We start from the raw sequence: 13,921 nt of genomic DNA on the forward strand, positions 1-13,921 counted from the left end.
TCCACCGCATTATTGTTTGATGATTTTGATAGAGGCCGTCATACCAACACGTAGTTGAAAATCTTTCGGTAAGTGATCTAATTTGACTTTAATTGGAATGCGTTGAGCTAAGCGTATCCACTGAAAGTTAGGGTTCACATTGGGCAAAAGATCGTTACCAGTACTACCATCTTGCTTCGCAATGCCGTAGCCAATGCTTTTGATTTTTCCTTCCAGCACAGCTTCATTGTGCATCATTAAGGTCACGTAGGCTTTATCTTGTGGATCAACGCCAACTAAATCCGTTTCTTTGAAATATCCTTCGATCCAAAAGCTGTCTTCATCAATCAAAGCCACGACTGGGGAGTTAGCGACGACTTGAGAGCCGACGCGTAAGTTCAAATTAGTTATATAACCATTCGTTGGCGCATAAACTTTTGTGTAATCAAGGTCTAGCTTGGCTTCTTCAACATTGGCTTTCGCGAGCTCTACGTTGGCAACGGCTGTCTCCACCGCATTGTCTAGGTTATTCAATGTCAGTACAGGTACAGCGCCAGGTGTGCGCTTTTCTAACTTAAGTGCTCGCTGCTCTTCATTTTTGGCCTTTGCTAGTAATGCAATGGCTTGCTTTTGAGCTGCTAGCGCTTTGTGGTACGCCGCTTTATAGATGCTTGGGTCAATCTCAAACAGCAAATCGCCTTGTTTCACTTGCGAATTGTCTTCAACGTAGACTTGGATGATTTGTCCTGTCACGCGGGGGGTTATAGAAACGATGTGCGCGCTAACTTGGCCATCTCTAGTCCATGGGTTGTCAGTGTATGATTGGTAGTAGCTGAAAATCACGGTGCCAGCTGAACACAGTAGTAGCAGTGTGATGAGATAACGTTTTATCACGGAATTTGCCTCAAAATATGGTAATGAATCGACCAATAACGCCAGTAAAAATCACAATTAGGCTCAGCTCTGCGAGTGCAGGAAATGCAACGTATTTGTGGATACCCAGTTTTGTAGCAATGGTTCCGACCAAAATGGTGAGCATGTAAGCCAATGCAATAACCAGCAACAAGGGTGGGAAGTAAACTTCGCCCCACACAAGTTCATGTGGCATTGAGTTCATGGTGTTTTTCTCTATTAACTTGATGAATGGAAAGATAAGGCAAATGATGGCATCCGTGATAATCGCTTTTGGAGGATCTAATCCATCAAACGAAAGGTGTTATGCGCTATATAGAGGGAATGATGCAACCAACCCGCTTTTTGGAGAGCGATAACAAAAATAAAATTATTTTCCGATTTATCTCGTGTCTATTGCAGAACACTAAGTTATTAAATTTTCGACAATTATTGTTCAATGTTTGCGTTTGAATATGCGAAGTGATGGTTTCGTCCTTCAAATAGGATTACGAGTTGTGAGTTTTTGTTCCTAATATTCGCTTCGAAGCAAACGAGATGCTTTTTAAATTAAATAATCCAACAAATATGAGTGACAGATTATTCGTTAGATTATTTGAGTTTTATATTTATTAGTAAGAGTAAAATTGTCATGGAAATTATTTCTAACCTTTTTGACATGGCACCATTTGTTGCTCTCTTTATTACGCTCTCTCTCGGTTATATGGTTGGTAAAATTACCATTGGTCGATTTGTTCTTGGCGGTGTTGCCGGAACATTATTAATGGGTGTAATTATTGGGCAATTTGGTGTTCATATTGATCCCGGCGTAAAAAGCATTTTCTTTGCGCTCTTTATTTACGCAGTAGGGTATCAAGGTGGTGCTCAGTTCTTCAAAGCATTGAACTTTAGAACCATCAACATTCTACTTTCTGCCGTGGTTATGACGGTTTCAGGTCTGCTTTGTGTGCTAGCGGCAGCTTGGATGTTTGATCTAGACAGAGGTACGGCAGCAGGCCTTGCAGCTGGTGGTTTGACTCAATCGGCAATCATCGGTACAGCGGGTGATGCGATCGCACGTCTTGGTGGTGTGACAGAAGAAGCGAAGCACCTAATGCAGACCAACGTCGCAGTAGGCTACGCAGTTACGTACATCTTTGGTTCGCTTGGTCCAATTCTGATGGTGACATGGGTATTCCCAACACTGATGAAGTGGGATATCCGAGCAGAAGCGATTGCGCTAGAAGAGAAAAATTCAAATGGTAAGCGTGATTTAGCGCCGGGTGAGTTCAACGCTGTCACAGCGCTGGTTACACGAGCATTTAAAGTGAGCAAAGATGGTGGGCTAGCAGGCAAAACCTTAGCCCAGTTAAACCAACACGCTCTGGCTGCTTGTATTGAATTGATTCAACGCGATGGCAAAGTGCTAGACGTGGACAAATTCACAGCACTGAAAGAAGGGGATGTCATTGTTGTAACAGGTCGCCGTAATGCAGTACATCAGCTGCAAGATGGTTTGGCTGACAACGAGATTGCACTTCCAGAAGGCTATGAAGTTATTGAAGAAAACCGTCAACTGATCGCAGACAACCGCAAACTGATTGGTAAGTCGCTGCAAGAGATTAAAGAGGCTTCGAACCAAGGCTCTATGCGCGGTATTTATGTGACAGACTATATTCGTGAAGGCAACTCAATTGAAATGACGCCGGATCTTGTGGTGAAGAAAAATGACGTCATCCAGCTTACAGGTACCGCAAAAGACATCAATCGCGTTGAGAAAAACATTGGTCAGCGAATGGGCTCAGCAAACGTGACTGACTTAGTCGTGCTTGGTATGGGCATGGTGGTGGGTCTATTAATTGGTCTAATCAGTTTTAAGATTGCTGGTATTCCCGTCACTATCGGTTCTGGTGCAGGTTGTTTGATCTCAGGTTTGATTGTGGGTTGGTTGCGTAGCCGCAATCCGCATGTTGCTCAGTTTCCTGTGGGGGCCGCGAACTTTATTCGAGATTTCGGTTTGGCAGCATTTGTGGGCATTGTTGGCCTTGAGGCTGGGCCTCAAGCGGTCGACACCATCAAAGAACACGGTATGTCTCTGTTGTTCCTTGGCATGGGTGTAACGATTATCCCTCAGATTATTTCGTTCTTCTTCTCATATTTTGTATTGAAGATTAAGAATCCAGTTGAAGCACTTGGCTGTGTGACAGGTGGACGAAGTGCGAACCCAGCATTTGCGGCTTTAATGGAAAAAACAGGTAATGCAACACCAGTATTCTCATTCACCGTGACTTATGCAGTCGCCAATGTACTGCTTACCCTATGGGGTCCAATTATTGTCGGCATTATTACTTTAAACGCAGGCATGTAATTTAAATAAATTCGAACACTCTTATCGCCTAATTAAATAGGCGGTAGGGGAAGTATTATCCAAATTTTACTAAATAATAAATTCAGGTAAATATTATGACTACGCAAAATACAACAATTGATTTTTCAAAATTTGCAGATTTAAGCCCATTTGAATTAAAAGATAAACTTATTGAAGTGGCACAAACTGTTCCTGACCGCGCTTTATTAGATGCAGGTCGTGGTAATCCTAATTTTCTTGCGACACTACCGCGTAAAGCATTCATTCGTTTGGGTGAGTTCGCAATATTGGAAGCCGAGCGCACTTATTCATACCTAGATGGTGGTTTCGGTGGCATTCCAGATGGTGTGGGCATTGTTGAACGCTTCGATACGTTTGCAAGCAAGAATAAACAAGACCAAGGCGTACAGTTCTTGGAAAAGTCGCTGAGCTACGCAAAAGACCGTTTGGGTCTAGAGAAACAAGCATTCTTGAATGAACTGGTTAACGCATACCTTGCATGTAACTACCCAGTGCCACCACGTATGTTGACGAACATCGAAACCGTTGTGAAGCAATACATTGCAGAAGAGATGTACGGCCCAATGCCAATGACAACAGACTTCGATCTGTTTGCAACGGAAGGCGGTACGGCGTCTATGACGTACACCTTCCAAACTATGTTCAACAACGGTCTATTGAAGAAAGGTGACAAGGTTGCGCTAATCACTCCAATCTTTACGCCTTACCTAGAGATTCCAGAACTGAGTGAATACGAACTGGAAATCGTTGAACTACGTCTGGATGAGACAACATGGCAACTGCCGATGTCTGAAATCGAAAAGCTTGCAGATACAGGCATCAAACTGCTTTGTGTTGTTAACCCGGCAAACCCAGCGTCTGTGAAGTTCTCGGATGAGACTCTGGATAACCTATCAAATTTTGTGAACAACGAACGTAGCGACCTGTTCATTGTGACTGACGATGTATACGGCACATTTGCGGACGACTTTGTCTCACTGTTTGCAAAACTGCCATACAACACGCTTTGTGTGTATTCGTTCTCTAAGTACTTCGGTGCAACAGGCTGGCGTTTAGGCTCGATTGCGATTCAACACAACAACGTGTTTGACGATGCAATGCGTAGCCTTCCTGAAGTGCGTCAACTTGAGTTGGACGATCGTTACAAAACGCTGACTCCGGAACCTCGTGAGATCAAGTTTATTGACCGTATCGTTGCCGACAGCCGTAGCGTAGCGCTTAACCACACAGCAGGTTTGTCGCTTCCTCAACAAGTTCAAATGGCGCTGTTCTCATTGAATTGTCTGATGGACTCAGAGAAAAACTACAAAGAAGCATGTAAACGCATCATTCGCGAGCGTTACAAAACTCTGTACAAAAACATGGGTGTAGAAATTGAAGAAAACAAAGATCGTGTGGACTACTACACACTGCTTGAGCTCGACACTCTGGGCGGCAAATTGTACGGACCAGCATTCGTTGAATGGTTCAAAGCGAGCGAGAAGGGCAAAGACTTCCTGTTCCGCCTTGCACATGAAACCGGCGTTATCCTACTTCCAGGCCAAGGCTTCGATGTAGTGCATGCATCAGTTCGAGTTTCGCTAGCAAACCTTACTCACCACGAATACGAGCTTATCGGTCGTGCAACACGCAAAGTGTTGGATGAGTACTTTGCTGAGTTCCAAGGCTAATTAATCCCGCCTGATTAAGAATAAGCCTCGGCGTTGTCGAGGCTATTCCGACCAAATAAGCACAGTGCGCGGCATTGTGTTTATTTAGTCGCCAAGCTAACAAACTTCCCTATTAAGAGTGACTTATGAAAAGCATTATTTCTATTCAATCTCATGTGGTTTATGGCCACGCCGGAAACAGTTCTGCAGTCTTCCCAATGCAGAGAATGGGCCTCGAAGTATGGCCAATTCACACGGTTCAGTTTTCAAATCACACTCAGTACCAGCAAGGTTGGACTGGACAGAAGTTTGGGGCAGATGAAATTCATTCTCTAATGAGAGGCTTAGATAACATTGAGAAGTTAGGCGAATGTGGCGCGATACTGTCCGGTTATCAAGGCAGCGCAGAGCAATGTCGAGCGGTGGCCGAAGCGGTAAGTTTAGTCAAATCGCGTAACCACAGCGCGCTTTATGTGTGTGACCCAGTTATGGGTGATCCAGACAAAGGTTGCATTGTGGCAGACGGTGTCAAAGAAGCGATAAGCCATAGCTTGTTGCCCATCGCTGATGTGATTGTTCCTAACCAGTTTGAACTGAGCGAGTTAACAGGTGTGAAAATTGACTCTCTTTATGATGCGGTCACTGCATGTAAAAAAGCCCTAGAGCTGGGACCGAAAATGGTATTGGTGAAACACCTGCATGCACTAACAGATGACGCCTTCAGTATGATTTTAGCCACGCCGAAAGCAAGCTATTTGGCCCAACGCCCTAGTGTTGAATTTGCTATGCAGCCAGTCGGTGTCGGTGATTTGATTTCTGCGATTTTTACTTCTTGTTTGGTGAAGAAGATGTCTCCTGTCGCAGCCTTTCGTCATACACATAACGCCGTTTACGGTGTATTGGAGATCACCAAAGGCTATGGCACATGGGAGCTACAGACGATCAATGCCCAATACGAATTTGTCGAACCGACGCATGAGTTCAACGTCGTGAAAATTGCTTAGCGCAGTACCTAATTAACGGAGAAGCGTAAAGTTAGCATATAGAAACTTGGCATAATTGCTTTGATGGATAGCATCCTACAATCGCGATTATGGGGTTTAGCCGTGCCTAGCTATAGTAACTCCACACAACGAAACGGACTTCATTTTGACCCAATTAACTTCAAACTGAGTCTCTGGTCATACGCCAGAGAACATTAAATGAGACTGATTATGAATCGTTTAATTTCCTCTGGTGTGACGGTTGCACTTTCGCTTTTGATAGTAGCTTGTAGTTCACCTCATACGCTGGATGTTCGTGTTTCTCAAAGCAACTATAAAGATGTCGAGATCGCGAGTTCGACACCAAATGAGCCACTTCGAATGTGGGCCAATGAAGCGCCGGATTTTCTCTACTCAGCGCACAATCAAACCACACCGATCAAAGTAGAGGGTGAACAGCTCAATATTTTGGCCTTATCGGGTGGTGGCGTAAACGGCGCATACGGGGCCGGCGTTTTGATGGGGCTACAGGAAAAGGGGGAGCTAAAAGATTATGCCATCATTACTGGAGTCAGTGCGGGTGCCCTAATCGCTCCTTTTGTTTTCATTGGCGGTGATGCGATGCCAAAGATGAAAGAAGTCATGCTCAACATCAATGATAAGAATATTTTGGGTAAGAAGAACTTCTTAAATACCCTGTTTAAGGACGCGTTTACCGATGGTGAGAACCTCTATGATTTCATCGCAGACGCTTACCCTGAGCCCATGATCGAGGCGATGGCGCAGCAACACCGCAATGGTAAACGCCTCTTTATTGGCAGTACCCATTTTGATTCAGGCGAACTGGTGATTTGGAATATTGGTGCGATTGCGAACAGTGATTTAGCGGACAAATCTGAACTTATCTACAAGGTGCTTGCTGCGAGCGCATCGATCCCTGGTGTTTTCCCTCCACAATTTATCGATGTTGAACATGATGGAGAAATACTTGAGGAGTTACACGTAGATGGCGGTCTCGCAGCGCAGGTGTTCTTTAATCCGTCTAACTTCAACTATCAACAAATCTCAGATGCTTTGGGGTTAGAAAAAGCGCCTCAGTTGGATGTGATTCGCAATGGTGCGTTAAAAGCGCCGTATCGTCCACTAAAAGACAAAGGTTTGGACTTGGTATCGAAAAGTGTCTCAAGCCTTACGCTAGCGCAAACTCGTGGTGATCTCTATCGAATGAAATACATCAGTGAAATCAACGATATCGAGATGCAGTTTACCTACATTGACCAAGATTTCAGATACGCCAAAGTAACGAAAGATATGTTCGATCACCGCTACTTGCTGACGATTTACGAATATGGATTCAAAAAAGCCACCCAAGGACAACTTTGGGTGACTGAACTCCCTTAACACAGGAAAAAAACACAATGAAAAAAGCCGTTCTAACGTTAATGATGCTCACTGCTTCTGCGACTGTATTTGCACAAAGTGGTGCTCACCTTGATCAGCAAAAAGTCGACAGTGACATGCAGCAACTGTCTGCCATTAAAGAAGAAGGTGCAGCCTTTATCATGATTGATGAGAACTCGAGTTACGTGGCAGTCGAGTACGTGGGTAAGTGGGAAGAGATCAACAACTATGTTTCGCACAAAGAAGCGAAGCAACGCAAATTGGAAAAAGTGAACAAGCAGTTTGTGTATTCGCAAACGGGTGAAACGCTAGCGTCATTAGAACAGAAGATCGTTGACCACATTCAAGCTGATCAACCTAAGTATTTTAGTGTGGATGTTTACCGCGATTATCATGGTGACTCGGGTGAATTTAACTATTTGGCTCGCGTCGTTGAGTACAACTAAGTTAGAGAAAACCTACTGAAGCTAGTAGGTTTTTTTGTGTCGTCGAGAAGGAATTCAAACGCAGATTGTTTCCGTTACCAAGTAGCAATTCTACGATCTTGTGGTAATTTAATTAGATAACTCTAAAAAGTAAGCACAACCTATGAATTTTAGTTTTGAACAACTTCTCGCGTTCGTAACCGTTTATGAACAGCTTTCGTTTAGTAAGGCGGCGGTCAAACTCAATAAGCACCGAACCACAATAGGGCAGGTGATTACCAATCTTGAAGACCAACTGGCGGTCAACCTGTTTGAGCGAGTGGGGCGCTCGGTAGAACCGACAGAAGATGGTCATCTTCTTTACCACTATGCTAAGCAAACCATCGAACAAGCACGTACTTTCGATAAAGTCGCATTAAGTCTAGCTTACGGTGGGTTAGAGAATGTTAGTATCGCCTATTCAAGCGCTATACCACACCGTTTTCTTGTATTGCTTCGTATTCAATTAGCAGCAGATTTTCCGATGATGCGAGTTAACTTTCTTGTTCGTAATCGCAACGAAATTAAAGAGGGTTTACAGAATGGTGAGTATCAATTCGGTATTGTCAATGTACATGATAGTCGAGCAATACATAGTTTGGATGCGACGTTTTTAGGTCATTTTGAATTTGTTCCTTTCGTCCAGAAAGGTGGTGAACTCGCTTCTGTGGCACCAGATCGAGTATTGACAGCCTTGAGGAATAGTAAACAATTTGTACTGCGGTCTCTTATTGAAGAGGGAATGGGCGAAAAAGTCATCGTAAGTTCGAACCATGAAGAGGTCGACCAATTGGCCCTTGTAGTGAAAATGGTTGAAGCAGGTTTAGGATGGGCGATTCTCCCCAGAACGTTTGCCCATTCGGAGTTTTCTAATAATCATATAGAGCCAGTGGAAGCTTCTGAATTATTGGAAGGTTTTAAGTTTGGTTTTGGCCTATGGTGCCAACCCTCTAAGCAAGTCGGTGATGTAAAAAATTCAATCATGAAGGTCGTTACAGAATACCGAGAGAAAATAATCCGCGATATGACTTAGCGGCGACATGTATCTTGCTCATCCCTATCAACAACAAGACTCAATGTGAGTCTTGTTTTTTTGTGTCTGAAAAACGTTATCTTTCTAGCGAAGACTAATGTCTATTGGAAGGATATGACCCTCTATATGAGAGTATGGAATCCATACTTTTTGGCTTAATCTAATCTCGCTCAATGGGTAAGCCCAGAGCAAAAAGTGTTTTTACCATATGTCCGCTGCAAGGACGCAGATTTTCAGCCGGGTTTAGTTACCCGGCTTTTTTTATAGTAATAGAAAATGTCAGCTGTCACCCCAAGCTCTCTGTTACAACTGGCTTGTTACTTCGCTTAGCAATCCAGTACGCAACGCTACCCCAAAGCACGGTGAGTGCCCAAAGCGCCGTCCAATGTGGAGCGACTTGTTGCCAGGTTGCCCCCATTTGGTTTAGCGCTAAGAAAGCTTTTATCGCCCAAGTGCTTGGGCTTAAATCAGCAATCCATAATAAGGGAGTAGGTATGGCTTCAATTGGCCAAATAAAACCAGCCAAGAAAATGAGCGGCATAGAGCTCACTAAGACGACTAAGGTGACAAGTTCACGCCGAGGTAATAAGTAACCTAGCCAGAAGCCTAGTCCGCAACAACCTAAAAGGAACGGGAACAACATAGCCAGCAATTCGCCCGCATTGGCGATATGGTTTACGTTTAAGCGTTCGAAGCTAAAACCAAAATAATAGGCGCCGAGTAAATAATAAATTGCCACAAATACTAACGTTCTCACAAGCAGCAGCGATCCCGTGGATACTTGTGACCAATAGCCACGACCATGACGCTGTGTTCCCGTTTGTAATCCAACCGCCATGATCAACGTTTGTTGTAAAATCAGAACAAATACTGCCGGCACTACGTATTCGATGTAACCCATGGTTGGGTTGAACGTCGGCTTCATATTAAGCTTGATAGCAGAGTAATTATGGCTAGCCATACTCATGGGCACACCATCTATCACCATTTTACTGACTTTCACTTGGGCCCCTAATGTGCCTCCAGCTTGGGCCAATCCTTCTACCACGGTTCCGTACACGAGAAAATACGAGGCGTCCGCAGCGTAGGCTAGAGTCGGGCTTTTACCTAGCATTAGGTCTTTGTAAAAGTGTTCCGGTATGACTAAAAAACCGGTGATCTCTCGTTGTAAAAATGCTTGCTTTGCATCGGCAATCGTATGAAGTCGAGTGACTACGTTGACTTGTGGGGTGGCATCAACCATACGTTCCAGCTTTAAACTCGTCTGACTACCATCTAGATTAACAATCGCGATTGGTTGTTCACGAGGCGTTTGTTGTGCATAAGGCAAAGGGTATAAAAACGAGTAAAATACGACACCACCAAACACGGTCAACGTAACGACTGGATTGGTTAGAACGGCCTTAAATTCCGCTTTAATCAGTTGCCACAATGTCATACCGCCTCCTTCGCTTGGCGTGTTGATGAAGCTGTTAGATGTTTACCCATCAAGGCTGCGGTGATGAGCAGAGGCACAACGTAACCAATCATAGGCCATAGCGAGCTTAAAGATTGTGCGGCCGATGCTCCATAGTTTGCTTGGCTCACTTGTACTTCAATGTAATGGGTAATCGGCAATAATGAACGCCATGCATAAGCGAGCGTGTTCATGTCAGAAACTGGGAATGTAATTCCCATGAACGCGAAACTTGGAGCCGTAAACGCGCCAGCAAAACTCATCGCACGTGCAGGATCCATCGACAAGAAGAAGAACAACGCTCCCATAATGATACAGGCGATAACCGTCGCCAATTGTGCTAATAGCATAACCACAAAACTACCTTCCATTGGCCAATCAAGCACGGAATAAAACCAGTACAAGAACAACGCACCTTGCGCCATAAAGACCGGAATGTACTGACTTAATAAGGTAGTGAGCCTGGCGTATGGCTTTTCGCCCAAAAATGCAAAGCTATTCTTTCCACCATAAATGCGAAAGTGCGCGGCAAGAATCAAAATAGTGCTTACTACAATACATATTTGCCAAATGGCTGGCACGATAGCCGTTACCAAAAATTGTGCGTAGTTATTGTTACGGTTAAATAATGCGGTTATTTGTGTCGACACGGGTACAGCCTGTCCAGCCGCTGCTAACGTTGTGGTGTTACCCTTAGCCAAGTTTCCCATTACTTCAACCTGAGCGTCGAAATAGCCTTGTGCTTGCGCAACGGCAGAGTTGATCAGTTTCGCTACCAAAATGTACTGACTGTTGTAAAAGACAGAAAGTTGAGGTTGGCGGTGCTGGAGAATATCTTGGTCGAACTTAGATGGGATGACCGCGTAAGCGTAGATATCGCCTTCAATCATCGCATTTTTTGCTTCGCTTGCACTGGTGTAGTGATAGTTAACAGCCAGACTCGACGACGCATCCAAAGATTGAATGAGCTTTCGAGAAAGTTGGGAATGTTGTAGATCAACCACACCGATTGGCAGATCCCGGGCAATGCCCGCAGAGAACACTCCCCAAATCATCATCGCGAGCAAAATCGGTATCCAAGTAAGGCACGAAAGCAACCACTTGTCTCGTCGTAAGATATGCCGCTGTGAAATCTTAATCGTCATAGCATTAACCTAGTGGTTGTGATTAAAGTTCAACGACAACACTCATTCCCATACGCAGTTCAGGTTCGGGTTGAGCTGGACGAGCTTCTACTTCAAAGGTACGAAGATCAAAACCTTGAGAAGCATCGGTTGCTCTCCACGTTGCAAAGTCACCCATAACGGCAACATGCGTTACTTTGAACTCAACATTTTTGTTTAAGGCAGGCAAATAGGCATCAAAGGTTGCTCCTTTTTTAAAGTGTTGAAGGTAATCTTCACGCACATTAAGTGTCGCCCAGGCATCTTCTGTATCTATCACAGTAACAACCGGGAAGCCCTGAGGTGCTAATTCACCACTTTGAAGTAGAACTTGAGAGACTTCGCCGTCGAACCAGCTGTAGATCTGAGTATCTTTCGCGTACGCTTCTACTTCGGCTACGGCACCTGATGCCATGCGCGCTTTTTCCGCCGCAGCCACTTTGGTTTCACTTCTAGCGCCTTCTTTTGCCATTTCGTACATTTGAAACGCGGCACTTTCTGTGTATTTCGCTGCTTGCCATTGAGTTAAAGCTTCATCGCGTTTTTGTTCTGCAACCACGCCATCGTTATAAAGGTTATTTACACGATTGTAGGTTTTTTCCATTAAATTCGCAGCGGCTTTGGCTTTCATCCACTGATCTTTTGCTGCTTGGATTTGTTGCTCACGTGCGCCTTTCTCAGCTTCTTGAGCTAAGGCGTCCGCCGCTTTTTCACCTGCTTTTGCTTGTTCTAACTTCGCTTCAATTTCAGGACTATGAAGGGTAAAAATAAGCTGACCTTTCTCTACATCGTCGCCTTTACGTACCATTACCTCATCAATACGCCCTGGGACTTTTGAGGAAATGCTGTATTGCTGGGCTTCAATTAATCCCTGTAAGCGGATCGGTTCCGGTTGATAGGCTTGGTAAAATTGATACCCAACCCAAGAGGCAACACCCAAAGCACAAAGTGAGAGTAAAACGGGTTTTAGTGATTTAGCTGCCATGATTTATTTCACCTCTTTGGATGTTGAAGCAGGGATATAAGCGGTATTTTGATATTGTTCGAAGCTGTTCATTTCACTGCTCAATGCGAGTAGCTTGGTTAAAGATATTAAATAGCGGAAACGCGCCGCTGAACGCTGAGTTTCTATACTCGCGACATAAAGTTGTGCATCCACAACATCCAGAGAAGACGACAGACCCTGAGTAAATGCTTTTTCACGCAAGCGCAGGTTTTCGTTAGCGAGTTCAATGCTAGATGCGAGCCCTTGTACTTCATCAATGGCTTGCTGAGCCTCCAAGTATGTCTTTTGGACTAACAGCGATAAGTCTTGTTTGGCTTGGGACTTTAATGAGTCGACCTGCGAGACGACGCTTTGAGCGGCTTTGACTTTTTCGCTTCGCCCTGATGATTCAATCAGTGGAATGCTGACACCAACACCAACTAACCAGTCAGGCTTCATTTGGCTTGCGAGAGAATCGTCTTCATACAAGCTGTAGTCGCCGTAAAGATAAACTTCAGGGTAGTATTTCCCTTTTTCTGCTTTGATTAAGCTAGAGGCTTGTTTGTGTTTAGCGCTCAGAAGTTCTAACCCCGGATAGGTAAGCAACGTTTGATCGACAAAAGCGCTAAGAGGGGGAAGACTGTCGTTGATAAACAAAGATTCAGCGGGCTCTACGGCGTCATCTTGTGCGAGTAATTTACCTAATGCAGCCTGAGCGATACTCAAATCGCTGGCAGCTTTACGTGTTTCTACGGATGCTTTATCTAAAGAAGCCTCGGCTTGCAGGCGCTCAACGTGCGCGATTTGTCCTTGCTCTTCAAGCTTAATGGCAAAATCTCGATGCTTTTTTAGCCCTGCTTCAACCGCTTGCCGCGTTGCGAGTACTTCCTTTGCCAGTACGACAGAAAAGTAGTACTTCGATAAATCTTCAAAACGCGCTTGTTGTTCCATTAGAAGCTGACTTTTCGCCTCATCCGTTTTGCCTTCTGCTGCTGATTGAGCCGCAGAAATTCGACCACCAGTAAAAATTGGCCAAATGGCACGAATAGACGAAGAGAAAATATCGCGCTCGGTTATGGTCGAAGTGGTATTAGCTAAGGCACCAAAAATAGGCTGAAAAGCAGGAGGTACGTTAATGTGTGCTCCTGTGCTGTCTAGGATCTGTTTTCCCGAAAGCGTGATATCGGTATCTAAACGCGTGTAATTCGCGCCAATAGTCACCTGAGGTAAGTTGAGATTGCTGGTGGCACTCTCTTGGTATTGGTAGTTCTCGACGTTTGAGCGTTGAGCTTTAAGAGAATAGTTGTTTTCTAGCAATAGCTGCCATGCGGTATCAAAAGTGATCGGTGCCGCATGACAGGCAAGGGAAATCGAGCTGCTAAGTAAGCCCAATATCCAAAACTTTCCTGTTTTTTTCATAATGGCTGCTTTGTCGTAGAGTATTAGCTCTAATATAAAGGATTCGTAACTGCGTGTTAAGTAGGAGGGAAAATTGGGCAGTAGTATGCGCCCAGTTATATTTGTGCTG

At 44.5% G+C, this 13,921-nt stretch carries 12 protein-coding genes; 6 read left to right on the plus strand and 6 right to left on the minus strand.

Translation table 11 applies throughout. The features are described 5' to 3' along the window. Nucleotides 1-9: 9 nt before the first annotated feature. Nucleotides 10-873, minus strand: a complete 864-nt coding sequence (locus tag J4N43_RS06820) for an HlyD family secretion protein (RefSeq protein WP_053350319.1) — start codon at nucleotides 871-873, stop codon at nucleotides 10-12. A gap of 10 nt (nucleotides 874-883) precedes the next feature. Continuing rightward, complete coding sequence (locus J4N43_RS06825) at nucleotides 884-1,096, minus strand: DUF1656 domain-containing protein (protein WP_033005140.1); 213 nt, start codon at nucleotides 1,094-1,096, stop codon at nucleotides 884-886. Between the two features lie 426 nt (nucleotides 1,097-1,522). On the opposite strand from J4N43_RS06825, the gene aspT reads away from it, so the two are divergent. The 6 genes from aspT (at nucleotide 1,523) to J4N43_RS06855 (ending at nucleotide 8,789) form a co-directional block, all read left to right on the plus strand. Next, nucleotides 1,523-3,238 carry an aspartate-alanine antiporter gene (gene aspT / locus J4N43_RS06830; RefSeq protein ID WP_042523827.1) on the plus strand — a complete coding sequence of 572 codons (1,716 nt, stop codon included), beginning with the start codon at nucleotides 1,523-1,525 and terminating at the stop codon, nucleotides 3,236-3,238. Nucleotides 3,239-3,333: 95 nt separating this feature from the next. Beyond that, nucleotides 3,334-4,929 (plus strand): bifunctional aspartate transaminase/aspartate 4-decarboxylase, encoded by a 1,596-nt coding sequence (locus J4N43_RS06835; RefSeq protein ID WP_158159685.1) that lies wholly within the window; start codon nucleotides 3,334-3,336, stop codon nucleotides 4,927-4,929. A 125-nt stretch (nucleotides 4,930-5,054) separates the two neighbouring features. After that, nucleotides 5,055-5,912 carry a pyridoxal kinase PdxY gene (gene pdxY / locus J4N43_RS06840; RefSeq protein WP_005377109.1) on the plus strand — a complete coding sequence of 286 codons (858 nt, stop codon included), beginning with the start codon at nucleotides 5,055-5,057 and terminating at the stop codon, nucleotides 5,910-5,912. Between the two features lie 210 nt (nucleotides 5,913-6,122). Continuing rightward, nucleotides 6,123-7,292, plus strand: coding sequence for a patatin-like phospholipase family protein (locus J4N43_RS06845; protein WP_053350321.1), 1,170 nt, complete (start codon nucleotides 6,123-6,125; stop codon nucleotides 7,290-7,292). A gap of 17 nt (nucleotides 7,293-7,309) precedes the next feature. Continuing rightward, nucleotides 7,310-7,738 (plus strand): hypothetical protein, encoded by a 429-nt coding sequence (locus tag J4N43_RS06850; protein WP_053350322.1) that lies wholly within the window; start codon nucleotides 7,310-7,312, stop codon nucleotides 7,736-7,738. Between the two features lie 142 nt (nucleotides 7,739-7,880). Further along, complete coding sequence (locus tag J4N43_RS06855; RefSeq protein WP_017821360.1) at nucleotides 7,881-8,789, plus strand: LysR family transcriptional regulator; 909 nt, start codon at nucleotides 7,881-7,883, stop codon at nucleotides 8,787-8,789. A 286-nt stretch (nucleotides 8,790-9,075) separates the two neighbouring features. Here the strand turns inward: J4N43_RS06855 and J4N43_RS06860 are convergent, their stop codons facing one another. From J4N43_RS06860 to J4N43_RS06875, 4 genes are read right to left on the minus strand one after another with little or no spacing between them, the layout of a single operon-like run. After that, the gene (locus tag J4N43_RS06860) at nucleotides 9,076-10,227 is read right to left on the minus strand and encodes an ABC transporter permease (RefSeq protein WP_053350323.1); all 1,152 of its coding nucleotides are present in this window, start codon (nucleotides 10,225-10,227) and stop codon (nucleotides 9,076-9,078) included. Then, nucleotides 10,224-11,390 (minus strand): ABC transporter permease, encoded by a 1,167-nt coding sequence (locus tag J4N43_RS06865; RefSeq protein ID WP_053350324.1) that lies wholly within the window; start codon nucleotides 11,388-11,390, stop codon nucleotides 10,224-10,226. The genes J4N43_RS06860 and J4N43_RS06865 overlap by 4 nt, the downstream gene beginning before the upstream one ends. A gap of 22 nt (nucleotides 11,391-11,412) precedes the next feature. Then, nucleotides 11,413-12,393 carry an HlyD family secretion protein gene (locus tag J4N43_RS06870; protein ID WP_005377122.1) on the minus strand — a complete coding sequence of 327 codons (981 nt, stop codon included), beginning with the start codon at nucleotides 12,391-12,393 and terminating at the stop codon, nucleotides 11,413-11,415. Between the two features lie 3 nt (nucleotides 12,394-12,396). Further along, complete coding sequence (locus tag J4N43_RS06875) at nucleotides 12,397-13,812, minus strand: TolC family protein (RefSeq protein ID WP_053306992.1); 1,416 nt, start codon at nucleotides 13,810-13,812, stop codon at nucleotides 12,397-12,399. Between the last annotated feature and the right edge of the window lie 109 nt (nucleotides 13,813-13,921).

The organism is Vibrio sp. SCSIO 43009, assembly GCF_023716525.1.
GTDB classification, from domain to species: domain Bacteria; phylum Pseudomonadota; class Gammaproteobacteria; order Enterobacterales; family Vibrionaceae; genus Vibrio; species Vibrio alginolyticus.

Excerpts from the sequence above, each read along its gene's own strand:
- J4N43_RS06875 (WP_053306992.1), bottom strand. The coding sequence starts at position 13,812 with ATGAAAAAAACAGGAAAGTTTTGGATATTGGGCTTACTTAGCAGCTCG.
- J4N43_RS06825 (WP_033005140.1), bottom strand. The coding sequence starts at position 1,096 with ATGAACTCAATGCCACATGAACTTGTGTGGGGCGAAGTTTACTTCCCA.
- J4N43_RS06855 (WP_017821360.1), top strand. The coding sequence starts at position 7,881 with ATGAATTTTAGTTTTGAACAACTTCTCGCGTTCGTAACCGTTTATGAA.
- J4N43_RS06850 (WP_053350322.1), top strand. The coding sequence starts at position 7,310 with ATGAAAAAAGCCGTTCTAACGTTAATGATGCTCACTGCTTCTGCGACT.
- J4N43_RS06860 (WP_053350323.1), bottom strand. The coding sequence starts at position 10,227 with ATGACATTGTGGCAACTGATTAAAGCGGAATTTAAGGCCGTTCTAACC.
- aspT (WP_042523827.1), top strand. The coding sequence starts at position 1,523 with ATGGAAATTATTTCTAACCTTTTTGACATGGCACCATTTGTTGCTCTC.
- J4N43_RS06845 (WP_053350321.1), top strand. The coding sequence starts at position 6,123 with ATGAATCGTTTAATTTCCTCTGGTGTGACGGTTGCACTTTCGCTTTTG.
- J4N43_RS06835 (WP_158159685.1), top strand. The coding sequence starts at position 3,334 with ATGACTACGCAAAATACAACAATTGATTTTTCAAAATTTGCAGATTTA.
- J4N43_RS06870 (WP_005377122.1), bottom strand. The coding sequence starts at position 12,393 with ATGGCAGCTAAATCACTAAAACCCGTTTTACTCTCACTTTGTGCTTTG.
- pdxY (WP_005377109.1), top strand. The coding sequence starts at position 5,055 with ATGAAAAGCATTATTTCTATTCAATCTCATGTGGTTTATGGCCACGCC.
- J4N43_RS06865 (WP_053350324.1), bottom strand. The coding sequence starts at position 11,390 with ATGACGATTAAGATTTCACAGCGGCATATCTTACGACGAGACAAGTGG.